Here is a 22,324-nt window from a genome sequence, read left to right as displayed (position 1 = left end):
TACACCGTCCACGAGGGCGCCCCACCTGCCGGTGGGGCGCCCTCGTCGTGGCCGTGGGCCGCACGCGTCAGGGAGCGTCCAGCCACTCGCCGTGCTCCCGCGCCGCCCAGGCCCGGTCAACGAAGCCCGTACGCAGGCCCTTGCGCGCCTCGGGGTCGGCGACCGCCATGCCGATGTGCCCGGCGAGCACGACACCGAGGGCCAGCGCCAGCCAGTCGTGCACGAAGGTGCTGCCGGTGCGCACCGCGAGCGGGGCGAGCTGCGGGAACCACAGGGTCAGGCCCGTGCCGAGCATCACCAGGACGGCTCCGGCGAGCCAGTTCGCCCACACCTTCTGCCCGCCGTTGAACTTGCCCGCGGGGCGGGGGCCGGGGCGCCGGCGCAGGGCGGCGCCGAGCCATGCCCTGTCGTGCGGGTCGAACCGGTTCAGGCGGCTCAGGTCGGCGCGGAACGCACGCGAGGCGAGACCCACCAGGTACGGGGCGGGCAGCAGCAGGCCCGACCACTCGTGGACCGTCACCACGAGGGCGCGGCGGCCGACGAGTTGGGCGAGCGGAGAGAGATAGAGACAGGCGGCCGTCGCGACGCACAGGCCCATGAGGGCGGCGGTGGCGCGGTGCACCCAGCGTTCGGCGGGCGTGAATCGGCGTACGGCCGCCGGGAGTTCAGACGGTGGGTTCATCGTCGCGTCCGTTCGAGCGGCCGACCCAGGCGTCGATGTCGTAGCCGCGCTCCTCCCAGTACCCGGGCCGCACGTCGTCGGTGACGGTGATGCCGGAGAGCCACTTGGCCGATTTGTAGAAGTACATGGGCGCCACGTAGAGGCGCGCCGGGCCGCCGTGCTCGTGGCCGATGTCCTTGTCCTGCATGCGCAGCGCCACCAGGACGTCGGCGCGACGCGCCTGTTGCAGGGTGAGGCTCTCGGTGTACGCGCCGTCGAAGCAGGTCAGACGGATGGCTCGGGCGGTGGGGCGCACTCCGGCGGCGTCCAGGATCCGCGAGAGCCTGACGCCTTCGAAGGGCGTGCCCGGCACCCGCCAGCCCGTGACGCACTGGACGTCGCGCACGAGTCTGGTCTGGGGCAGCGCCCGCAGCTCGGGGAGCGTGTACGTGGTCGGGTGGTCGACCAGGCCGTCCACCGTGAGGCGGTACGTCTCGGTGGTCCTGCGGGGGACGGAGGCGGTGACCGAGTAGTAGCGGAAGCCGCCGCCGCCCGGGAGTGCGCCCGTGAGGCCGGTGGGGTCCTTCGCCGCGACGGACTCGATGGCGCGTTGGAGTGCGGGGGCCGCGGCCACGGTGAGCGTGCCAGCGCCCAGCATGCCCAGGATGATGCGGCGGCCCACCGGGGTGCCGTTGTTCGGTGTCACCGTTTGATTCGAGCAGCCCCCCGGGGGTTCTGGCCAGGGGATCGCGGTCGACGTCAGCGTTTCGTCACCTTGTGCCCACGCCACGGGGCTCCGCCCCGGACCCCGCTCCTCAATCGCCGGAGGGGCTCGAAATGGCCCGCTTGTTCAGTTGGAAGGCCTCGTTGCCCAGGCCGATGCGGGCGTGTGCCCGGGGGTTCTTCGCGTGGAGGTGGCGGCCGTGGGCGGCGCCGGCCAGGGCCGCCAGGGCGATGACGCCGGGGAGGACCCAGTTGAGGGCGGAGTCGGGGCCCGAGCCGACCAGGACGTGGAAGTCCTTGACCGTGTAGAAGGCGATCACCAGGAGGGCCAGGCCCGCCACGGCGGAGGCCGTGAGCCGCCGCGCCTGGGCGCGCGCCGAGCCGCGGCGGGCGAAGAAGACGATGACGGCGAGGGACGCCGTGGCCATGAGGAGGATGACGCCGAGCGCGCCCACGTTGCCGCCCCACGTGAACAGGTGCAGGACCGGCGCCGTGGGGTCGCCGAACGGGCCGTCGTCGGCGAGGGCGAAGCCGATGACGGCCACGAGCGAGATCGCCGACTGGAGCAGGGAGCCCGTGCCCGGCGCCCCGCTCACCCTGTTCGTGCGGCCGAACGCGGCGGGCAGCAGTCCCTCGCGGCCCATCGCGAACGCGTACCGCGCGACCACGTTGTGGAAGCTGAGCAGCGCCGCGAACATGCCCGTCACGAACAGGACGTGGACGACGTCGGTGAACGCGCCGCCGAGCCGGTCCTCGGTGAGGCCGAACAGGAGGCCCGCCGACTGCTCGCGGGCCGCGCCGACGATGCCGGAGGGCCCCGTCGCCACCGTCATCGCCCAGGAGCTGAACGCGAAGAACAGGGCGACGCCGCCGACCGCGAGGAACATCACGCGCGGGACGAGGACGTGCGGCCTGCTGGTCTCCTCCGCGTACACCGGGGCCTGCTCGAAGCCGGTGAACGCGGCGATGCAGAAGCACAGGGCCGTGCCGAGGCCGACGCCGGAGAGCGTCTCGGGGTTGAAGGCGTGCAGGGACAGGCCCTGGGGGCCGGGGTCGCCGAGGGCCGCGATGTCGAAGACGACCACGACGGCCACCTCGATGAGCAGCAGCACGCCGAGCACCTTCGCGTTCACGTCGATCTTCAGCAGGCCGAGCGCGGCGACGGCGAGGACCGCCAGCAACGCCGGTATCCACCAGGCGAGTTCGAGATTCAGATACTGCTCGGCGAGGCCCGCGACCTCGTAACCGAACAGGCCGAAGATACCGACCTGGAGCACGCTGTAGGCGACGAGCGCGACGAAGGCCGCCGCGGCGCCCGCGGTCGGGCCGAGGCCGCGGGCGATGTACGCGTAGAAGGCGCCCGCGTTGTGCACGTGGCGGCTCAACTCGGCGTAGCCGACGCTGAAGAGGGCGAGCACGACGCCGAGGAGGAGGAAGAGGAGCGGCTGGCCGACCACTCCCATCACTGCGAACGTCGTCGGCATCACGCCCGCGACGACGAGCAGCGGGCCGGTCGCGGCGAGCACGGACAGCAGCAGCCCGGCCGTGCCGAGCCGCCCGGCGCGCAGCGCGCTCGCCTCGCCGAGGTAGGTGTGGATGGCCGGGTCGGCCGCGCCGGTCGCCTCGGGTGATCTCTCGCTCGCGCTCATGGCGGGGTGGTCCCTTCGTGAAGTGAGGGGGTGAGGGGGTGAGGGGTGCGGCTGGTCGGGGGTCATGCCGAGCCGAGCGCGGCGGCGCGCGCGGCCCGGAACGCTTCGTGCGCGTCCCGGTCGGGGTACGACCAGGGGTGCGGGGTGCTGTGCCGGCCGATGCGGTGGAACAGGGCGGCCGCTTCGGCGGGGCGGCCCTCGCAGTACTTCGCGTGCGCGAGGTAGTTGAGGTCGATGCGGCCGCGCGGGTGGGTGGCGCCGGGCCGTTCGCGGGTGCCGCCCCACTCCAGCCACCAGTCGAACGCGGCCTTGAGGACGAGCCGGGCGCGCCGTCCCGACCAGTGGCCCGACAGTCTGGCGTCGTCCGGCAGCACGCCCGCCCGCGCGAGCACCCGGTAGCGCTCGGCGTGCGCGACGACGGGGAGCAGCGCCAACGGCGAGTCGGGCGGGGCCTGTTCGGCCGCCCAGGACGCGAAGTCGTAGACCTCGTGCAGCGGGTCCTGGCCGACGTCGGCGCGCCGCTCGGCGAGCCGCGCGACCATCAGGTGGTGGGCGTGGTGGTGGCCGGGGTGGCGCAGCCGCACCTCGTCGAAGAGCCGCACGACGTCCTCTTCGAGGCCCAACTCCCGTTCCAGGAGCAGCCGTCCGAGCCAGGGCGTCGGATCGTCGGGCACGAGTTCCGCGGCCTCGTCGCAGGCCGCGCGCACGCGGTCGGGGCGGCCGCGGCCGGCGACGGCGCGCAGCACCCCCGCGCAGGCGAGCAGCACGGCGGCGTCGGCGGAGTCGGGTTCGGCGAGCAGCCAGTCACGGGCCCAGGCGCGGGCCGTGGGTTCGGCCGCGAGGCCCATGACGCGATGGCCGCGCAGATCCCAGTCGGCGCCGGTGGCGGCCAGCAGGGCGCGGGCGGCGGTCCAGCGGCCCTGGGCGAGGGCGGTGCGGGCCGTGCCGAGTTCGGTGTCGTCGAGCGCGGGGTCGAAGGAGTGCGCGGGCTTCTTGCGGGGGCGCCCGAGCGGAGGCGGAGGTGGGGTCACCGCGGCGGGGTCCTTACGACTTTTCAGATGTGGGTGAGAGGAAGGTGTACGAGAGAGGCGGATGAGGTGGATGGGGCGGGCAATGATCACCGACAGCAAACCGGCCCGACGCCTTCCGCGTCAAGGCCGGGCGGTGACGCACGTCACCAACTTGCCGAACAACCAGGTGAGTTCGGCCATGCGGGGAACGGGGGCGGCCGCTCGCGCGCGGGGCGTCGCACGGGCCGCTATCGTCGTCAGGGTGTCGGTTGTCGTCCTCGTTCTCTCCGTGAGCGCGGCGTTCTGTCTGGGCACCGGTTTCGTCCTCCAGCAGAACGCGGCGGTGCGCGCCCCGCTCGGTGACTTCCTCTCGCCCCGGCTGCTGTTGGACCTGATGCGGGTGCCGCGCTGGCTCGGCGGGATCGGCCTGATGGTGTGCGGCATGGTGCTCGGCGCCATAGCGCTCGGCCAGGGCGAGGTGACGCTCGTCGAACCGCTGCTGGCGACGAATCTGCTGTTCGCGCTGCTGCTCTCCCGCCGCCAGACGCGGCAGCCGCTCGGCCGGCAGGGCTGGGCGGGGCTGCTGCTGCTCGCGGGCGGTGTCACCGCGTTCATCGTGGCCGGTCAGCCGCGCGGCGGCAGCGCGGTGACGGATCCGCTGCGGCACTGGCTGATCATCGGGGCGATGGTCGGCGGGGCGCTGTTCCTCGCGGCTCTCGCGAAGCGTTCCCGGCTGAGCGCGGGCCCCGCGCTGCTCGCGGTGGCGGCGGGTCTGCTGTACGGGGTGCAGGACGCGTTGACGCGGGTGAGCGGTCAGCGGTTCGCCGCCGGCGGATGGCCGGAACTGTTCTCCGGCTGGCAGCCGTACGCCGTGCTGGCGCTCGGGGTCACGGGGCTCGTGCTGGTGCAGAGCGCGTTCGAGACGGCGCCGCTGCGGATGTCGCTGCCCGCGCTGACGGCGGCGCAGCCGCTGGCCGGGATCGCCTGCGGCGTCGGCTTCCTGGGCGACCGGCTGCGGATGGACGCGGGGGCGCTGGCGTGGGAGGCGGTGGGGCTGGCCGGGATCGTGGTGGGGGTCGTACTGCTCGGGCTGCATCCCGCGATGCCGGGGGCCGCGGCGACCGGGCGGGACCGGGTGGAGGCTCCGCTGTAGCGGTCCGTCTAGCCTGCGGTGCATGAACCCCGCTGAAGAGATCCTCGACATCGTCGACGAGCAGGACCGGGTGGTCGGGCAGGCGCCGCGCGGCGAGGCCTACGCGAAGAACCTGCGGCACCGGTGCGCCTTCATCCTCGCCAGGAACCCGGCGGGCGAGGTCTTCGTGCACCGCCGCACCCCCACCAAGCTCGTCTTCCCCTCCCACTACGACATGTTCGTCGGCGGGGTCGTCGGCGCCGGGGAGTCGTACGACGAGGCGGCGCTGCGGGAGGCGGAGGAGGAGCTGGGCGTGAGCGGACTGCCCCGGCCGACCCCGCTGTTCAAGTTCCTCTACGAGGGCGACGCGGGGCAGTCCTGGTGGTCGTACGTGTACGAGGTCACCTTCGACCTGCCGGTGCGTCCGCAGGCGGAGGAGATCGACTGGTACGCCTTCCTGAGCCCGGACGAGCTGGCGCGGCGGATCGGCGAGTGGGACTGGACGCCCGACGGGCTCGCCGCGTACGAGCGGTGGACGGCGCACCGCTGACCGCAGGGCGCCGGGAGACCCACGGGTAATGTGCCGCGGGTGATCGAATTTGTACGCAGTATCCGTCTCTGGTTCGCGCCGGAGCGGATCAGGGACGAGGGCGACACCCCCGACTACCGGTTCTCCCTCGCCAATGAGCGCACCTTCCTGGCCTGGGTGCGCACGGCGCTCGCGCTGATCGGTGGCGGTTTCGCCGTGGACCAGTTCCTGCCGGACCTGCGCTGGGGCTGGCGCGTCGGGCTCGCGCTGGCGCTGCTCGGGGCGGGCGCGCTGTGCGCGCTGCGGGCCGTGGGGCACTGGGTGCGCTGCGAGCTGGCGATGCGGCGCGGCGAGGACCTGCCGGTGTCGCGGTTCCCGGCGGTGCTGGGTGTGGTGGTGGCGCTGGTGTCGGTGGCCATGGTCGTCATCGTGTTCGTGGGGTGGGAGGGGTGAGCGGGACGGGCGGCGCCGTGCGCGACCCCGGTCTCCAGCCCGCCCGGACGCGGCTCGCGTGGCGGCGTACGACGCTGTCGGGCACGGTCGTCGCGGTGCTCGCGCTGAAGGCGACGGTGCAGAGCGACACCGGTGCGGTGCGGTTCGGGGCGACGGCGCTGTGCCTGCTGCTGTGGCTGGGGTTCGTGGCGGTCGCGCACCAGCGGATCACCGGCCTCGCCCGCGACGAGGCCGCGCCGCCCGTCATGACGCGCAGGCAGGCGGCGGCCGCCGCGCTGTGCACGGTGGCGATCACGCTGTGCGCGGCGGCGCTCATCACGTGAGGCGCGTGAGGGCGCGGGGTCACTCGCCCCAGTCGACCGTGACCACCACTTTCCCGCGGGTGCGGCCCGCCTCGCTCAGTTCGTGGGCGCGCGCCGCCTCCTCCAGCGGGAGCGCCTCGTCGACGTGCACCGTGATCACGTCGGCCTCCGCCAGCTCGGAGAGGCGGGTGAGGTCGGCGGCGTCGGGGCGGACCCAGCAGTAGCGGCCGCCGAGCCCGACGACGTCGCCGTCGGCGATGGAGGCGAGCCGCCCGCCGGGGGCAAGCAGCTCCGCGGAGACCCGCAGCGTCTCGCCGCCCACCGTGTCGAACGCCGCGTCGACGCCCTCCGGCGCCAGGGCCCGGACCCGGTCGGCGAGACCGTCCCCGTAGGTGACCGGTTCGCCGCCGAGTTCCCGTACGTAGTCGTGGTTGCGCTCGCTGGCGGTGCCGATGACGCGGGCGCCGAAGTGCCGGGCGAGCTGCACGGCGAACGAGCCGACGCCGCCGGCGGCCGCGTGTACCAGGACGACGTCGCCCTCCCGGACCTCCAGGCCCCGGGTCAGCGTCTGGTACGCGGTGAGCCCGGCGAGCGGCAGGCCCGCGGCCTCCTCGAAGGTGAGGTTGCGGGGCTTGCGGGCGAGGGTGCGCACGGGCGCGGCCACGTACTCGGCGAAGGTGCCGCGGGAGAGGAAGTCCTCGCGTACGTAGCCGATGACCTCGTCGCCCGGCGCGAACTCGGTGACGGCGACGCCGGGCTGCACCACCACGCCCGACACGTCCCAGCCGGGGACCACCGGGAAGACGGGGTCGAGCAGTGCGTCCAGGTGCCCGGCGCGGCAGTGCCGGTCCACCGGGTTGACGGCGGCGGCGCGCACCTTCACCAGGACCGAGTCGGGCCCGACCTTGGGGTCGCGGACCTCGCCGTACTCGAGGACTTCGGGGCCGCCGTACGAGCGGTAGCTGATCGCCTTCATGGACGGGACGCTTCCATACCGGAAAAGGCGGGGCATTCCGGACTAGCCTGGGAGGGTCAGCCCGACCGTCGGCCACCGAAGGTGAGCGTCATGACCACCCTCCACCAGGAACACCCCGCCCACGGGCACACGCACGGCCCGGCCTGCGGCCACCGGGAGGTGCCGCACGGGGACCACGTCGACTACGCGCACGACGGGCACCTGCACGCCCAGCACGGCGGGCACTGGGACGAGTGCGAACCGGCGGGGCACGTCGCGCACGAGGGGCACGCGCACGAGCACGGGGCGGACTGCGGGCACGAGGCGGTCCCGCACGGCGACCATGTCGACTACGTCCACGACGGGCACCGGCACGCGGCGCACGAAGGGCACTGGGACGACCACTGATCGCGTGCGCGCGGGAGCGGGAGCGAGGGGCCCGGCGGCCGTCGCCGGGCCCTTCCCCTTGGGGGCACGGCGGCGCATCGTAAGAACGATCACGTTTCCGGGAGGCTCTGGACGCCATACCGACTGGTCGGCATGATGGCAGCCACTGTTGCCCGGAAACTGCCCGGATTCTCGGAGGACCGCGATGAGTCACCCCCCTGGCCTCGACCTCGATCAGCTGCGCGCCCACCTCGACCGGGAGCGGCCCGGCCTGGTGGCGGGGACGCTGTCCGGGCGGCTCATCGAGGGTGGGCGCTCCAACCTCACGTACCAGGTGAGCGACGGTGCCACGAAGTGGGTGGTGCGCAGGCCGCCGCTCGGGCACGTGCTCGCCACCGCGCACGACATGAAGCGCGAGCACCGGGTGATCGCGGGGCTGCACCCGACGAACGTGCCGGTGCCCGAGCCGGTGCTGCTGTGCGAGGACGAAAACGTGATCGGGGCGCCGTTCTACGTCATGGAGTTCGTGGACGGCACGCCGTACCGGACCTCCGACCAGCTCGCCCCGCTCGGCGCCGAGCGCACGCGCGCCGCGGTGCTCGGGCTCGTGGACACGCTCGTCGATCTGCACGCGGTGGACCCCGCGGCCGTGGGGCTCGGGGACTTCGGGCGGCCGGAGGGCTTCCTCGACCGGCAGCTGCGGCGCTGGGGCAAGCAGCTGGACGCGTCCCGCAACCGTGAGCTGGCCGGGATCGACGAGTTGCAGGCGGCGCTCGGGCGCGCGCTGCCGACGTCGCCGGCCGCGACGATCGTGCACGGGGACTACCGGCTGGACAACGTGCTCGTACGGCAGGATCCCGACGGGGTCGACCGGAACAAGGCGATCCTCGACTGGGAGATGTCGACGCTCGGCGATCCGCTCACGGACGTGGGGCTGCTCGCGATGTACAGCGCGAAGCTGGACATGCCGAACTCGCCCATCTCCACGACCTCCTCGGCGCCGGGACACCCCTCCCCCGCGGAGCTGATCGAGCGGTACGCGGAGCGGTCGGGGCGCGATGTCTCGGCGGTCTCCTGGTACACGGCCTTCGCGTGGTTCAAGCTCGCGGTGATCCTGGAGGGGATCCACTACCGCTTCACGCTGGGGCAGACCGTGGGGGCGGGCTTCGACCGGATCGGTGAGCTGGTCCCGGTCTTCATCGACCACGGGCTCCGCACGCTCAAGGAGGGGTGAGCCCCGCGCGGGGCCTGGTCAGGGCCGCAGCGCCCGCAGCAGCAGGTCGGCCAGTTGGTCGGCCAGTTGCTGCGGGGTCAGGGGGCCGTTCGGGCGGTACCACGTGGACAGGTGGTGGATCGAGCCGAAGTGGTAGTCCACCACCAGGTCGGCGGGGGTCTCCGTCGAGAAGACGCCCGCCTTCTGCCCCTCCTCGATGAGCGCACGGAAGCGCTCGTGGTAGCGCCTGCGCTCCGCCCGCACCTGCTTGTTCTTCTCCGGGCCGAGGTGGTGCATGGAACGGAAGAAGATCGACGCGTCGTCGAGGTTGTCGATGGTCGTGACGACGACGTCCGCCGCCGCCTCCCGAAGGCGCTTCTCCACCGGCTCGTCCCGGTCCGCGAACGCGTCGAGCCGCTCCTGCTGGAGGCGCAGCACCCGCGCGTACACCTCGTGCAGGAGATCGTCCTTCGAGCCGAAGTAGTGGTAGAGGGCGCCCTTCGTGACGCCCGCCGCCTCCACGATCTCCTGCACCGACGTGCGGTCGTAGCCACGGTCGGCGAACAGCCGGGTGGCGGCCGCGAGGAGTCGTTGCGGGACGGGCGTGCCGTCGCCGTCGGTCGTCCTGGGCACTGCCGCCACCTGCCTTTCCGTAGTTCTCAGCCTTGTCCTGACGGGGAACGCAGTTCCCGCCGGAGGATCTTCCCACTTGCCGTCTTCGGCAGGTCGACGAGCACCTCCACCTCACGGGGGTACTTGTACGCCGCGAGGCGTTCCTTGCAGTACGCCGACAGGTCCTCGGGGCTCGCCTCGGCGCCGGGCCGCAGGCTCACGAACGCCTTCACGCTCTCGCCGCGGTACGCGTCGGGGATGCCGACGACCGCCGCCTCGCGGACGGCGGGGTGGCCGTAGAGGACGTCCTCGACCTCGCGCGGCCACACCTTGAAGCCGGACGCGTTGATCATGTCCTTCTTGCGGTCGACGACGTACAGCCAGCCCTTCTCGTCCATGAAGCCGATGTCGCCCGTGCGCAGCTCCCCGCCGGGGAAGCCCTCCTCGGTGGCCTCGGGGCGGCGCCAGTAGCCGGGCACGACCTGCGGGCCGCGCACCGCGATCTCGCCCTGCTCCCCGAAGGGCACGTCGTTCCCGAGGTCGTCGACGATCCGGACCACCGTGTCCGGCCCCGGCACGCCCACCGCGAGCGTCCCCGACGCCGGGTCGACCGGCGCCTCGACGCCCGGCGGCACGGACGCGCAGGGCGCCGTGCACTCGGTCAGCCCGTAACCGTTGTGGATGTACGGGCCGAAGGAGGCGCGGAACTTCTCCACCAGGGCCGGCGGCACCGGCGCGCCGCCCGACGAGATCGACGAGAACGACGCGAAGTGCTCGCGGGTGGCCTGCGGCTGCGCGCCGAGCGCCATGAACGCGGTCGACGGGCCGACCGTGTACGCGGGCCGGTGCTCGGCGAACGCGTCGAGGACGACGCCCGGTTCGAAGCGGTAGGCGAGCGCGAGGGTGCCCGCGTTGGCGAAGGAGGCGACGAGTTCGCAGACCATGCCGGTGATGTGGAAGAGCGGCGCGAGCGCGAAGTAGACGGCGCCTTCCGGCAGCCCGAGGCCGGTGCGCTGGCGCTCCGCGTTGTACGTGATGTTGCGGTGCAGGTTGGTGGCGCCCTTCGGGGTGCCGCTGGTGCCGGACGTGTAGCTGATCAACGCGATGTCGTCGCCGGTGAGTTCGCGGCCCGCGGGGGCCTTGTGGCCGGCGTGGGCGACGGTGACGAGGTCGTCGGCGTCGGTGGCCGCCGGGCTCACCCGCTCGAAGTTCAGGACCCGGTCGTCGCCGCGTGTCTGGAGGTCCAGCTCGCAGGCGGTGAGGGCGATGCGGACGGGCGAGTCGGCCGCCGTGTCGCGCAGGTACGTCTCCCAGGCGCGGTCCGAGCAGACGATGCCGGTCACCTCGGCGTCGTGCAGGACGTGCCGCACCTCCCCCGCCTTGTACATCGGGTTGACCGGGACCACGACCGCGCCCGCCTTGAACGCGCCGAGCAGGGCGAGCACGAAGTGCGGCGAGTTCTGGAGCATGATCGCGACACGGTCGCCGCGCTCCAGGCCGCGCGCGGCGAGGTGACCGGCGACGGAGTCGGAGAGGGCGTCCACGTCGGCGTAGGAGAGACGGCCGTCGAAGTAGGCGAGGGCCGTGCGGTCGGGGGCGCGGCGGACGGCGTCGGCGAAGGCGTGCACGACGGTGGCGGCCGGGTCGACCGGGGCCTTCTGGGCGTCGTTGAGCACGGCGAGCCAGGGCTTGGCGTCGTAGCCGGACCCCTGAGGAACGTCGGTCACCGGGTGGCCTCCCACTTCTGCTGGATGTGATTCATGGTGGTGAGCCAGCGCTCCGGCTCGGTGGCGCGGGCCGCGTAGTACTCGGCGGCCTCGGGGTGCGGCAGGATCAGGAAGCGGTCCTGCGCGATGCCCGTGAACAGGGCGTCGGCGACGTCCGCCGGTTCGATGGCGGTCGGGGCGAGCACCAGGTCACCGGCGGTTCCGGAGCCCTTGAGCATGTCGGTGCGCACGCCCTGCGGGCAGATCGCGTGCACCTTGACGCCGCGGTGCCGGTACGTCAGCGAGAGCCATTCGGCGAAGGCGTACGCGCCGTGCTTGGTGACGCTGTACGGGGCGGCGCCGATCATGGTGAGCAGCCCGGCGGCGGAGACCGTGGAGACGAAGCGGCCCGCGCCGCGCTCCAGCCAGTCGGGCAGCAGGGCGTGCGCGGCGCGGACGTGCGCCATCACGTTGACGTCCCAGGACAGCGCCCACTGCGCCTCGTCGAGGGCCTCGGCGCCGCCGCAGGCGACGCCCGCGTTGGCGCAGTAGACGTCGACGGTGCCGCCGAGCGCCTCGCGTGCCTCGTCGACGATCGCGGAGGCGTCGCCGGGGACGGCCGTCGCGCCGATCTCGTCGGCGACCGCCTTCGCCTTCGCGGCGTCCAGGTCGTTGACGACGACGCGGGCCCCCTCGGCGGCGAAGCGGCGGGCGATGGCGGCCCCGATGCCGCCGCCCGCCCCGGTGACGACGACTGACTGGCCCTGCGGACTGTGCACCATCGGTCTCCTTCGAAAGCTCCGGCTGCCGGGCAGACTAACCAGTCGGTATGTCGCCGGGAAAGGGCTTCGTGGTGTCGGTTCGTTCCGCACGGGGGATTCCGCGACTAGCGTGCAGGGCCAAGCCGGTCCGAAGATCACGGAGGTTCACGCATGAACGTGTCGAGACGAGGGCTGCTCGCGGCGGGAGCGGGCGTCGCGGGTGGCCTGAGCGCCGGCGGCGGGGCGGCGAGCGCCGCGCCCGGCGTCGGCGGTCCCCGGTTGCGCACCGGCTTCGAGCGCCTGGTGGACAGCGGTTACGCGGTCCTGGCGGGCCAGAAGGTCGGCATGGTCACCAATCCGACCGGGGTCACCCGCGACGTGCGGCACATCGTGGACGTGATGCACGCCGACGAACGGGTCGACCTGAAGGCGGTGTTCGGCCCGGAGCACGGCTTCCGCGGGACCGCGCAGGCGGGCGGCTCCGAGGGCAGGAGCGAGGACCCGGCGACCGGACTGCCCGTCTACGACACGTACTTGAAGAGCGGTCAGGCGCTCGCCGACATCTTCACGCAGTCCGGCGTCGACACGGTCGTCTTCGACATCCAGGACGTGGGCGCGCGCTTCTACACGTACATCTGGACGCTGTACGACTGCATGGAGGCGGCGCAGCTCGCGGGCAAGCGGTTCGTGGTGCTCGACCGGCCGAACCCGGTGACGGGCCGGAACGCCTACGGGCCCGTCCTGGACCGGAAGTTCGCGAGCTTCGTGGGCCGCCGCGAGATCGCTCAGGCGCACGGCATGACGGTCACCGAGCTGGCCCGCCTCTTCAACGGCGAGTACCTGGAGCACCCCGTCGAGCTGGAGACGGTCCTGATGAGCGGCTGGAAGCGCCGCGACTTCTACGACGCGTACGGGCTGCCGTGGGTGCCGCCGAGCCCCAACATGCCGACGCCGGACACGGCGCTCGTCTACTCCGGCACCTGCATGTTCGAGGGCACGCTGCTCTCCGAGGGCCGCGGCACCACCCGCCCCTTCGAACTCCTCGGCGCCGAGGGCATCGACGCGGGCTGGGCGGCGGCCGCCAACGGACTCGGCCTGCCGGGAGTGCACTTCAGGGAGGCGTACTTCGCGCCGACGTTCTCCAAGTTCCAGGGCAAGACGATCGGCGGCGTCCAGGTCCACGTCGACGACCGCGAGGTCTTCGAGCCGGTGCGCACCGGCATCGGCCTGCTGGTGACGGCCAAGAAGACGTGGAAGGACTTCGGCTGGCGCCCGGACAACGCGATCGACCGGCTCACCGGGTCCACGCGGGTGCGCACGATGGTCGACGCGGGCGCGGACACCGACGAGATCGTGGGGGCGTGGCAGGAGGAGCTGGCCGCGTTCCGGCGGGTGCGGCGCCAGTACCTCGTGTACAAGTGACCGGTTCCTGAGGGCGTCTCGGGATCCGGGACGCCCGTCCCGGCATATTGACTGGGCAGTACACGGACAATCAGAGTCTGCTCGTGCTCAAAGACGAATCGACCAGCGAAGAGGTCGCCGAGGCCGCACCGGCGCGGGACCGGCAGGAGAGCCTGCGCCGGGTGGCCGTGGCCAGCTTCATCGGCACGGCCATCGAGTTCTACGACTTCTACGTCTACGGAACGGCCGCCGCGCTCGTCCTCAACGCCGCGTTCTTCCCGAACCTCACCCCGATCAACGCGACCCTCGCCTCGTTCTCGACGTACGCCGTCGCCTTCGCGGCCCGCCCGATCGGCTCGCTGGTCTTCGGCCACTTCGGCGACCGGATCGGCCGCAAGTCGGTGCTGGTGGCCTCGCTGCTCCTGATGGGCCTGTCGACGGCGTGCGTCGGCCTGCTGCCCGGGTACGACACCCTGGGCCTGTGGGCGCCGATCCTGCTGGTGCTGCTGCGCTTCCTCCAGGGCGTCGGGCTCGGCGGCGAGTGGGGCGGGGCGGCGCTGCTCGCCGTGGAGCACGCGCCGCGCGGCAAGCGCGGACTGTTCGCCGCGTTCCCCCAACTCGGCCCCTCCGTCGGCTTCTTCGCCGCCACCGGCATCTTCTGGCTGCTCTCGGAGTCGCTCTCGGACGACGCGTTCACGTCGTGGGGCTGGCGCATCCCGTTCCTGCTGTCGTTCCTCCTGGTGGCGGTCGGTCTGTTCGTCCGCCTGAAGATCAGCGAGACGCCGGTGTTCGCCAAGGTGATGGCGGAGCAGGAGGCCAGCAGGGCGCCGGCCCTCGAGGTCTTCAAGCGGCACCCGAAGGAGATCCTGCTCGGCGCCGGCGGCATGATCGTCGCGTACGGGCTCTTCTACACGGCCACAACGTACTGCCTCGCCTACGGCACGACGACGCTCGGCGTGCCGCGCTCCACGATGCTCGCGGTGTCGCTGGTGGCCTGTCTGTTCCTCGCGGCCGGCACGTGGCTCGCGGCGACGCGCTCCGACGCGGGCGGGCGGCGCAAGGTCGTACTGGCCGGGACGGGGCTTGCGATCGTGTGGGGCCTGGTCCTGTTCCCGCTGATGGACACCGAGAAGCCGGTGCTCATCGCGCTGGCGCTCGGCGGCGCCCTGTTCTGCATGGGCGTCGTGTACGGCCCGATGGGCGCGTACCTCCCGGAGCTGTTCGGGGCGCGGGTGCGCTACTCGGGCGCCTCCTTCGCGTACAACCTGGGCGGCGTCCTCGGCGGCGCGGTCTCCCCGCTGATCGCGACGCGTCTGCAGAGCGCGCTCGGCTCCTCGTCGGTGGGCTGGTACGTGAGCGCGATGGCGGTCGTGTCACTGCTGTGCGTCCTGGCGCTCCCGGAGACCCGCGAGCGTCAACTCGGTTGATCCGTACGTCAATTGACGGCGGAACCTCTGGCCAACCCCCGGATGCGGCGGGACGATGCGCGGCACGCGTTGTCGTCCGACGCCTGTCACGGGGGTTTCGCCATGTCCGCTTCCCAAGCACCTGAAGTCCACGTCCGGCCCTACTGGGAGCTGCGGTTCGACGCCGACGGCGATCCGGACTCCGGGCAGCTCGCCCATCTTCTCCGCGCGGCGCACCGGGTGCGCGACCTGGTGGTCTTCGCGCACGGCTGGAACAACGACCGCGCGATGGCGACCCGGCTGTACGACCGCTTCTTCGCGCCGTTCCCCGCGCTGGCGCCCGACGCCGGCCTCGGCTACGTGGGCGTGTACTGGCCGTCCATGCGGTTCACGGACGAGCCGTTCCCCGACTTCGACCCCGCGGCGGCCCCCGTGGTGCCGCGCACCACGCTCGACAAGGGGACCCGGCGGGCGCTCACCGAGGTCTTCCCGCGCAGCGAACCGGTCGTCGACCTGCTCGCCCGGCGCCTGGAGGAGCAGCCGGACGCGGCGTCGGCCTTCGACGAGTTCGGCGGCCTGGTACGGCAGTTGATCGGCGTCGGGCCCTCGGTGTCGGGCGCCGACATCTCGGAGGACGGCGGGCAGCACAGCACTCCGGCGATGCTGCACGAGGACACCCGCGGCGTGTGCCTGGAGTTCGCCGCCGCCCTGGAGACGGCGGCGGGGCCGGGCGCCGCGGCGGAGTTCAAGCTGCCCGGCGGGCTCGCGAAGGCGTGGAAGGGCGCGCACGAACTGCTGCGGCAGGCCACGTACTTCGCGATGAAGCGGCGGGCCGGGAAGGTCGGGCAGGCCGGGCTCGGGCCCGCGCTCGGCCGCCTCGCCGAGGAGGCGCCGGGGGTGCGGGTGCACCTGGTCGGGCACAGCTTCGGGGCGCGGCTCGTGTCCTTCGCGCTGGCCGGGATGCCGAAGCCGGCCCGCAACGTGAAGTCGGTGACGCTGCTTCAGGGGGCGTTCTCGCACTACGCGTTCGCCCGCCGGGGCGCGCTGAACGGGCGGCAGGCGCGGATCGACGGGCCGCTGGTGGCGTGCTTCTCGCGGCACGACACCGCGCTGAGGGTGATGTACCCGCTGGCCTCCCGGCTGGCGGGCGACGACCGGGCGCTCGGTGATCCGGGCGAGCGGTGGGGCGCGCTCGGCCACGACGGCTTCAAGGACGTCGAGGGCGCGGTGCGGTTCACGCTGGCGGACGTGTTGCGGGCCGGGGTGCCGGGTGCGGGCTGTGTGAGCGTGGACGCGGCGCAGGTGGTGCGCCATGGGCCCCCGCCTTCGGGGGCCCACAGCGACATCTGCCACGAGGAGCTGGCACGGGTGGTGCTCGGGGCGGGGCGCGTCACCGCCCGCGCGGGGCGGTGACGCGGAACCCTGGTGCGGCCGGACCGCCTCAGCGGTGCGCCGGGAACTCCACGACCTGCTGGTAGGTGGGCCGGTTCTGCCACTGGATGTTCCGGTGCGTGATGCCGCCGACGGCGCGGTGCGCGATGCTGTCCGCGCACCACTGGTCGCCCGCCTTGCAGGTGTCGTCGCCGGGGTACACCTCGGTGACGGGCTTGGCGGCGGCCTCGGTCAGCGTGGCGAGCAGGACGTCACGGCAGGCCGACAGGTCCCCGGAGCCGCAGTACGTGGCGCCCAGCGTGCCCTTGACGGGTTCGCCGAGCACGGACCTGAGGTCCTTGTCGGCATAGCCCCACCAGCCGTACTGGAAGGCCGATCCGGCGTGCGCGCCGGTCGGACCGTGTCCGGCGGACGGCGCCTCGTCGACGGTGAGCTGCGCGGTCAGGGACGCGTACAGCTCGTCGCCGAGGCCGGGCTTGAACTCGGCCTCGACCATCAGCGGCCACCACGCGTCCATGAGGCGGACGGCGTCGGGGTGCGCGTACGTCTTCGACCCGGCGGAGGTCTGGTTGCGCTGGGCTCCGGCCTTCTCCCAGGCCTCCAACTGCTGCACCGCCTTCTTCAGTTGCGGGTTGTCGCCGAGCGGTTCGCTGCGGATCACCTTCAGCATCTCGGGCAGCACCTGCTCGCCGCGCAGGTCGGTGACGGCGGCCTCCTCCATGGCCCGGGTGAGGGAGGCGCGGGTGACGCCGCCGCGCTCGGTGAGCTTCTTGACGCGGTCGTCCAGCAGGTCGGCCCGGTGCACCGCGCCCATGCTGAAGTTGGGCGAGGAGAACCCCTTGGCCTGTTTGTTGTTCCAGGAGACGTAGTAGTCCTGGCCGACGGAGTTCGGGTGCTGCGACGGGGGTGTCTCGGCGGACGTGTTGTCGGCCGGGTCGAAGTCCTTCCACTCGTAGGCCCGTTCGCCGCGCACCGGCAGCGACATGTCGACGTCCTCGGCGCGCACCGGGTTCGTCCCGCTGTTGTAGTAGGCGATGTCGCGGGAGTCGGCGTAGAACCAGTTGAAGGCGTAGTTGATGTGCTGCGCCGCCTTCTGGAACGTCGCGGCGTCCTTGACGTAGCCCGGGTCGTTCAGCATCTGGAAGCCGATGATCGAGTCGGCCTCGTGGCGGTACGTGGAGCGCAGTGCCGTGTAGGCGACGGGTTTTCCGTCGACCTCCGCGCGGTGGGTGACGATCCCGTACTTCGTGCGGAAGACCTGCATCCGGTAGGAGCCGGCGGCCGTGGAGTCGGCGATCGTCGGCTTCCAGGCGTTCTTGCGCTCCATCTTCTCCATCGGCGTGCAGGTGCCCCGGTAGAGGTAGGAGGTGGACTGCCGGGTGGGCGCGGAGCCGTCGGGCTCGCATAGCTGGACGGCGTACGTGTCGGTGATGTCCTGGGTCGCGGACGTCGCGGACCACGCGTAGTCCTGGCCGCGGCCGAGCTGGACGTACATGCCGACGCCCGCGAAGGAGACGCCGCGCGCGCTGATGCCGGGGCCCTGGAGCTCCTGCATCATCAGCAGCTGTGGCGCGAAGTAGCCGGTCTGCGGGCCGAACACGGCGACCGGGTTGCCGGACGCGGTGTGCTCGCCGGAGACGAGCAGGGCGTTCGACATGCCCTTCTTGGACGCCGAGCGCGTGAACAGGTCGGAGGGCAGGACCCCGTCGTCGTACATGCCCTGGAGCGGCTTGAGCCTGGCGGGCGCCTTCACGGGGTCCTTGGCCGCCGATTTCGCGCCCGTCGCCGCCGAGCCCTCCCGGTCGTACACGAGGGGCTCCTTCTCCACCGAGCCCTTGTCGGGGAGCGCCTGCCCGCGCGCGTCCTTCGGCTTCTCGCCGTACGGGAAACGGGTGCCGTCGTGGATGGTGGTGACGGTCTCCGGGTCGTCGCGCCCGCGGAAGGACTCCCAGACCTCGGTGCCCTTCTCGACGCCGTACTTCTCCTGCGCCTTGAGCAGCGAGAGCGCCGCGTCGACCTCTCCGCCGCCGCCGTTGCCGAAGAGTCCGCCGACCACGGAGGCGAGCGCGATCATGTCGGTCACCTTGAACGGCTGGATCTCGCCCACGTTCGTGATCGCGTCGACCTTGCCGGTGAGCACGTACTCGCCGGGGAAGTAGCGGCCCTTCTTCGACTTCTCCCGATAGGCGTTGAGGCCGTCGATATAGGCCTGCGCGTCCTCCATGGCCTGTGCGCCGCGGGCGCCTCCGGTCTTCTTGATGTACTCGACCTGCTGTTCCAGGTCCTTTTCCGTGTACGGGGCCTGCGGCCAGAACTCCTGCTCCAGGCCCTGGTTCGCGAGGGCGCCGCCGGCGAACGAGGTCAATTCGCCGCGCCCGATGTGGCGGAACAGGTCGATCAGCCAGAGACGGTCCTGACCTGCGGCGTAACCGGCGCCGAATTCTGTTCCGTAGCGCGAGGAACCTTTGATGTGGGGTACGCCGTTCTTCTTGTCACGGGTGATCGTGACGTCCTCGCGGGGACGGGTGACGGAGCCGACCTGATCGTCCGCGACACCGAAGGAGGAGTCGTTGAAGAAATTCGTGAGTGTGTCGTCGGTGAGTGCGGGATATCCGGACGACAGGGCGTCATAAGGACCGAGTTGATCGTCGGCGTGCGGGGGCTGGGTTCCCAGCAGCTTGTTGCCGAGGATCTGGGCGAGCGTGGCGCTGCCGTTCGCGCCGGGCGGCAGTATGTCCGCGCACTGCCCCTCGCAGTAATCGGTGGCCGGTGCGGGATCGTCGGCCACGGCCGAGACGGGAGAGAGCAGTCCGGCGGTGAGCACAAGTGCCGCGACGGCCGTAACTCTCTTCGTAAGGCTTTTGTGCAGGGTGGTGCGGGGTATGCGTCGTCGCATGCCTGATCCTCCCGACGATGGTGAGCCGGAGGTTACCGACGGTTAGCCGCGGACAGAAGATGAACATGCGTCACGTTTTCGGAATCAGCACAGGGACCACTCAGGTACTCCCACACCTCAGAAGGTGACCCTGATGGGCCCCATCGGAAATCGGATGGGACCCGGTGGCCTTCGAGGGGATCCGAATCGCGTGTCGATACGTCTACTCGGCGAAGTCGCTTCATGGCTGCGGCGACGATGCCGACGTACGTGTGACGGAGGTGCAGGGCGATGGCCGGATTCCGAAGTCTGGCGAGACAGGTGCGCGATCCGCTGAGCGATCTGGCACTGCGGCGTTATTCACTGCGCAAGTGCCTGGAGAGATTTGCCCCTTACGGGCACCGAGCGACCTGGGACCACCTCTGTTCCCGGGCGGGGTTCGACCCCGAGGACCGCTCCCCCGACCCGGCCCGGCTGGTCGCGGCGCTGGAGGAGCTGGAGGAGGCGCGGGCCGTCTGGCTCGCGTACGAAGTCGCCTTCGCGGAGCGCAGGCGCAAGGAGAAGCACGACGGGCTGCGCCGCCCGGGGAGCGTGGACGACTGGCACCGGCTGACCTGGGGCGGCTTCGGCGTCGCCTGGTGCGACGACCCGTCGGTGCATCCCACGGAGCCGCTGGCCGAAGTGCTGCGCAGGCTCATCACGGCACTGGAGCGCGATCCGGGCGCGTCCTGCCCCGTGTGCACGGACACCCGCCTCGTCTGGCAGCACGATCTGGCGCACGAACCCTCCTCGGGCCCCGTGTGCACCCACTGCGGCATCGTCGTGCCGCGGCCCGTCCTCACACCCAACGCGCTGGCCGAGGCCCGGCTGGCGCGCCTGCTCGTCTCCGCGTAGCGCAGGTGGCGTACAGCGCGACGGGGGTGCGGCCCCGAGTTCGGCGCACCCCCGGATTTCGGCCCGGTCAGGAGTTCTGCTCCGGCGCGACCTCCAGGCGCTGCCGGTTGAGCAGGTACTTCGGCAGGTACGGCAGGTCGGTGCGGACCGGGAAGTCCATGTCGTGGGCGAGGCAGGCGAGCCCGAGCGGGCCGAGGGCCACGCGGGCGCGCGGCGCGGTCGACGCGCCCCAGTAACCGGCGTGCTGCACCAGGGCTTCCGCGAGCGCCTCGCCGAAGGCCTCGTGGTCGTGCGTGAGCAGCCGGTGGAAGAGGGCGACCGGCTGGTAGTCGACCAGGTTGAGGAAGTCCTTCGGCGCGAGCGTCGCCGTGTCCGGGTGCGAGGCCCTGATGGTGGTGACGAGCAGGTCCACGACGTCGTCGACGGGACGGCGCAGCCAGTGGCTCTGCACCGCGTCGATCCAGTGCAGCACGTAGTCGTCCACGGGTGCGCTGCCGCGCAGTGAGTCGAGCGGCACCTGGCACAGGCGGGTGGTGCGCTCGCGGTCGCGGGTGACGAGGGTGAGGTAGAAGGCGTCGAGCCAGGCACGGGCGGGGTCGGCGCCCGCGTCCCCCTCGCCCACCGGGGGTTCGCCGTCCTTGCCGCGCGCGAACAGGGACGTGCCGAGGCGGTGCGCCGCGAGCCAGGCGTCCCAGGTCTCGGTGCGGGCCGCGTCGGGGTCGGTGGCCGCGTGGCCGAGCGCCTCGGCGAGCGCGGTGGCGAAGCGGCCCTCGGGCTGGGCCGCCCTGGCGGAGGCGAGGCGGCCCGAGGCGTCGAGCGCGGTCAACGCCGCGATCACGTCGAGGAGTTCGTCCGGCGGTCGCAGTTCCCCGGCGCCGAGCGACGTGAGGCGCCCGTCGTGCCACCAGTAGACGTGCGGCGAGAGCGGTCCGGGGCCCTCTGCGTGCGCGCGTTCGGCGTACGAGGCGAGGTCGGCCGCGGCGTCGGTGGCGCTGCCGTCGACGATCGGGTGGAAGGCGAGCGCCTGCCGGGTGGGCACGGCGACGAGCGCGCCCGCCTCCGGCATCCGGCGCCCGGTGACTTCCGCGACCACCTCGGGCAGCACCACCGCCTTGCTCGCCACGAAGTGCGTGTCCCCGTAGACGGAGTAGAGCACCGGGTGGCCGTCGAGCCGGACCTCCTCGTGCCGCATGGACTGCCGGGTGAGGGCCTGGCGCGCCGCGCCCCACAGTTCGTCGGCGCCGGCCCGCGCCACGTCCTCGTCGGTCAGCAGCCGTACGGAGTCGGTCCCGTCGAGCGCGAGGGCGAGCCGCAGCCCCTCGGCGACCTCGCGCGGGTAGGCGAAGCCCAACTCGTCGGCGGTGTCCGTGGGCACGAGCCGCAGACAGCTGTTGGCGAGGAGTTCCGAGGCGTCCTCGCCGCCGCGCGAGGCGTCGGCGAGGGCCGCGAAGTGCGCGTCGACGAGCCCGGCCCAGTCGTCCTCGGGCGCCTCGGCGCACCGCCGCGCCAGGCCCGCCAGCGGGAACAGTTCGCCGCCGCGCCGTACCGCGTCGCCGTCGGGCACGAAGCCCTGCTCCGCCCCGAAGCGCGCGCGCACGCTCTCGGCCACGAGCGCCCGCAGCCGGTCGGCCCGGGGCGCGGTGAGCATGGGCAGTTGGGGATCCGGAGCCTCGTTCTCAATCACGGTGGCGACTCTACGAGGCGGACGCCCCTTGTGGCGGACGAGCCGGAAAACCACCGCTCGACCGTGTCAGGGCCTGATCACATCCGTATGGATCGCCATCTTGAACTCCGCAAGGGTGATCGGCACCTTCAGCGGACTGGCGCTCGTCCGGGCCGAGACCTTGAAGCCGACCGGAGTGCCGGGGTGCACGAACATCTGCCAGGTGTACGAGCGGAACTGGCCGCCGCCCGTGGGCGAGATGTCGGTCGTGGCGGTGGAGTCGTAGCCGGTGCCGATGCCCAGCGGGTCGCGCACGAAGCGGGCGCGGTACTCGGTCGCTCGGGTGTCCGCGCCCCAGAAGAGCAGCGCCGACAGGGTGGCCCAGCCGTCGTGGCTGGGCCAGATCAGCCCCGAGCGCGCGTCGGGATACTTCGACGTACCGCCGCCGCCCGCCGGGTCGTGCATCTTCCACGGGTCGTACGACTCCTCGGTGCTCTCGTACGGGAAGCGCACCAGGTGGTAGCCGTCGTCGTCGTAGACCACGGACTGCGGGCCCGAGCGGGTGGGCTCGTACTTGAGTGAACAGACCGCTACTGCCAT

21 protein-coding genes are annotated in these 22,324 nt (G+C 72.3%); 10 read left to right on the top strand and 11 right to left on the bottom strand.

Translation table 11 applies throughout. The features are described from left to right. Nucleotides 1–67: 67 nt before the first annotated feature. From ACYBSK_RS10315 to ACYBSK_RS10300, 4 genes are all read right to left on the bottom strand, one after another. A complete protein-coding gene (locus ACYBSK_RS10315; RefSeq protein ID WP_460245865.1) occupies nucleotides 68–682 on the bottom strand; it encodes a cytochrome b/b6 domain-containing protein in 615 nt (204 codons plus the stop codon). Then, on the bottom strand, nucleotides 666–1,319 hold the full coding sequence (locus tag ACYBSK_RS10310) for a molybdopterin-dependent oxidoreductase (protein WP_460246996.1): 654 nt from the start codon (nucleotides 1,317–1,319) through the stop codon (nucleotides 666–668). The genes ACYBSK_RS10315 and ACYBSK_RS10310 overlap by 17 nt, the downstream gene beginning before the upstream one ends. 157 nt (nucleotides 1,320–1,476) lie before the next feature. Continuing rightward, entirely contained in the window at nucleotides 1,477–3,033 is a 1,557-nt protein-coding gene (locus tag ACYBSK_RS10305) for an APC family permease (protein ID WP_460245864.1), read from the bottom strand. Between the two features lie 62 nt (nucleotides 3,034–3,095). Beyond that, nucleotides 3,096–4,064, bottom strand: coding sequence for a hypothetical protein (locus ACYBSK_RS10300; protein ID WP_457476590.1), 969 nt, complete (start codon nucleotides 4,062–4,064; stop codon nucleotides 3,096–3,098). Between the two features lie 241 nt (nucleotides 4,065–4,305). Between ACYBSK_RS10300 and ACYBSK_RS10295 the strand changes: the two genes are divergently transcribed. The 4 genes from ACYBSK_RS10295 to ACYBSK_RS10280 are packed head-to-tail and all read left to right on the top strand — an operon-like array spanning nucleotide 4,306 to nucleotide 6,480. Further along, a complete protein-coding gene (locus ACYBSK_RS10295) occupies nucleotides 4,306–5,196 on the top strand; it encodes a DMT family transporter (protein WP_457476589.1) in 891 nt (296 codons plus the stop codon). A 22-nt stretch (nucleotides 5,197–5,218) separates the two neighbouring features. Beyond that, the gene (locus ACYBSK_RS10290) at nucleotides 5,219–5,725 is read left to right on the top strand and encodes an NUDIX hydrolase (RefSeq protein WP_460245863.1); all 507 of its coding nucleotides are present in this window, start codon (nucleotides 5,219–5,221) and stop codon (nucleotides 5,723–5,725) included. 39 nt (nucleotides 5,726–5,764) lie between these two features. After that, nucleotides 5,765–6,157: a YidH family protein gene (locus ACYBSK_RS10285; protein WP_457476587.1), complete on the top strand. Its 393-nt coding sequence runs from the start codon at nucleotides 5,765–5,767 to the stop codon at nucleotides 6,155–6,157. Continuing rightward, nucleotides 6,154–6,480: a DUF202 domain-containing protein gene (locus ACYBSK_RS10280; RefSeq protein ID WP_457476586.1), complete on the top strand. Its 327-nt coding sequence runs from the start codon at nucleotides 6,154–6,156 to the stop codon at nucleotides 6,478–6,480. Before ACYBSK_RS10285 ends, ACYBSK_RS10280 begins: the two co-directional genes overlap by 4 nt. Before the next feature lie 19 nt (nucleotides 6,481–6,499). Here the strand turns inward: ACYBSK_RS10280 and ACYBSK_RS10275 are convergent, their stop codons facing one another. Continuing rightward, nucleotides 6,500–7,435 (bottom strand): NADP-dependent oxidoreductase, encoded by a 936-nt coding sequence (locus ACYBSK_RS10275; protein ID WP_460245862.1) that lies wholly within the window; start codon nucleotides 7,433–7,435, stop codon nucleotides 6,500–6,502. A gap of 90 nt (nucleotides 7,436–7,525) precedes the next feature. Between ACYBSK_RS10275 and ACYBSK_RS10270 the strand changes: the two genes are divergently transcribed. Continuing rightward, nucleotides 7,526–7,822, top strand: coding sequence for a hypothetical protein (locus tag ACYBSK_RS10270; protein ID WP_460245861.1), 297 nt, complete (start codon nucleotides 7,526–7,528; stop codon nucleotides 7,820–7,822). Between the two features lie 184 nt (nucleotides 7,823–8,006). Beyond that, entirely contained in the window at nucleotides 8,007–9,035 is a 1,029-nt protein-coding gene (locus ACYBSK_RS10265; protein WP_460245860.1) for a phosphotransferase family protein, read from the top strand. Nucleotides 9,036–9,053: 18 nt separating this feature from the next. Here the strand turns inward: ACYBSK_RS10265 and ACYBSK_RS10260 are convergent, their stop codons facing one another. From ACYBSK_RS10260 to ACYBSK_RS10250, 3 genes are read right to left on the bottom strand one after another with little or no spacing between them, the layout of a single operon-like run. After that, the gene (locus ACYBSK_RS10260) at nucleotides 9,054–9,647 is read right to left on the bottom strand and encodes a TetR/AcrR family transcriptional regulator (RefSeq protein WP_457476582.1); all 594 of its coding nucleotides are present in this window, start codon (nucleotides 9,645–9,647) and stop codon (nucleotides 9,054–9,056) included. Nucleotides 9,648–9,673: 26 nt separating this feature from the next. Beyond that, nucleotides 9,674–11,353 carry a class I adenylate-forming enzyme family protein gene (locus tag ACYBSK_RS10255; RefSeq protein ID WP_460245859.1) on the bottom strand — a complete coding sequence of 560 codons (1,680 nt, stop codon included), beginning with the start codon at nucleotides 11,351–11,353 and terminating at the stop codon, nucleotides 9,674–9,676. Next, nucleotides 11,350–12,114 carry an SDR family oxidoreductase gene (locus tag ACYBSK_RS10250; RefSeq protein ID WP_457476580.1) on the bottom strand — a complete coding sequence of 255 codons (765 nt, stop codon included), beginning with the start codon at nucleotides 12,112–12,114 and terminating at the stop codon, nucleotides 11,350–11,352. The genes ACYBSK_RS10255 and ACYBSK_RS10250 overlap by 4 nt, the downstream gene beginning before the upstream one ends. Before the next feature lie 150 nt (nucleotides 12,115–12,264). Between ACYBSK_RS10250 and ACYBSK_RS10245 the strand changes: the two genes are divergently transcribed. The 3 genes from ACYBSK_RS10245 (at nucleotide 12,265) to ACYBSK_RS10235 (ending at nucleotide 16,313) form a co-directional block, all read left to right on the top strand. Further along, nucleotides 12,265–13,515: an exo-beta-N-acetylmuramidase NamZ family protein gene (locus ACYBSK_RS10245; protein WP_460245858.1), complete on the top strand. Its 1,251-nt coding sequence runs from the start codon at nucleotides 12,265–12,267 to the stop codon at nucleotides 13,513–13,515. Nucleotides 13,516–13,598: 83 nt separating this feature from the next. After that, the gene (locus ACYBSK_RS10240) at nucleotides 13,599–14,921 is read left to right on the top strand and encodes an MFS transporter (RefSeq protein ID WP_460245857.1); all 1,323 of its coding nucleotides are present in this window, start codon (nucleotides 13,599–13,601) and stop codon (nucleotides 14,919–14,921) included. A 102-nt stretch (nucleotides 14,922–15,023) separates the two neighbouring features. Continuing rightward, complete coding sequence (locus tag ACYBSK_RS10235) at nucleotides 15,024–16,313, top strand: serine-threonine protein kinase (RefSeq protein ID WP_457476577.1); 1,290 nt, start codon at nucleotides 15,024–15,026, stop codon at nucleotides 16,311–16,313. A 28-nt stretch (nucleotides 16,314–16,341) separates the two neighbouring features. Here ACYBSK_RS10235 and ACYBSK_RS10230 read toward each other — a convergent pair whose 3' ends face one another. Beyond that, nucleotides 16,342–19,188: a penicillin acylase family protein gene (locus tag ACYBSK_RS10230; RefSeq protein ID WP_460245856.1), complete on the bottom strand. Its 2,847-nt coding sequence runs from the start codon at nucleotides 19,186–19,188 to the stop codon at nucleotides 16,342–16,344. A 270-nt stretch (nucleotides 19,189–19,458) separates the two neighbouring features. Between ACYBSK_RS10230 and ACYBSK_RS10225 the strand changes: the two genes are divergently transcribed. Further along, nucleotides 19,459–20,061 (top strand): hypothetical protein, encoded by a 603-nt coding sequence (locus ACYBSK_RS10225; protein WP_457476575.1) that lies wholly within the window; start codon nucleotides 19,459–19,461, stop codon nucleotides 20,059–20,061. 67 nt (nucleotides 20,062–20,128) lie between these two features. On the opposite strand, the gene ACYBSK_RS10220 is transcribed toward ACYBSK_RS10225, so the two are convergent. Together ACYBSK_RS10220 and ACYBSK_RS10215 are read right to left on the bottom strand one after the other, a co-directional pair. Then, nucleotides 20,129–21,745 carry an immunity 49 family protein gene (locus tag ACYBSK_RS10220; RefSeq protein ID WP_460245855.1) on the bottom strand — a complete coding sequence of 539 codons (1,617 nt, stop codon included), beginning with the start codon at nucleotides 21,743–21,745 and terminating at the stop codon, nucleotides 20,129–20,131. A 66-nt stretch (nucleotides 21,746–21,811) separates the two neighbouring features. Beyond that, the gene (locus tag ACYBSK_RS10215) at nucleotides 21,812–22,324 is read right to left on the bottom strand and encodes a hypothetical protein (RefSeq protein ID WP_457476573.1); all 513 of its coding nucleotides are present in this window, start codon (nucleotides 22,322–22,324) and stop codon (nucleotides 21,812–21,814) included.

The sequence above is a fragment of the Streptomyces sp. BYX5S genome, from assembly GCF_054724165.1.
This window is presented reverse-complemented; position numbering and strand designations above follow the sequence as displayed.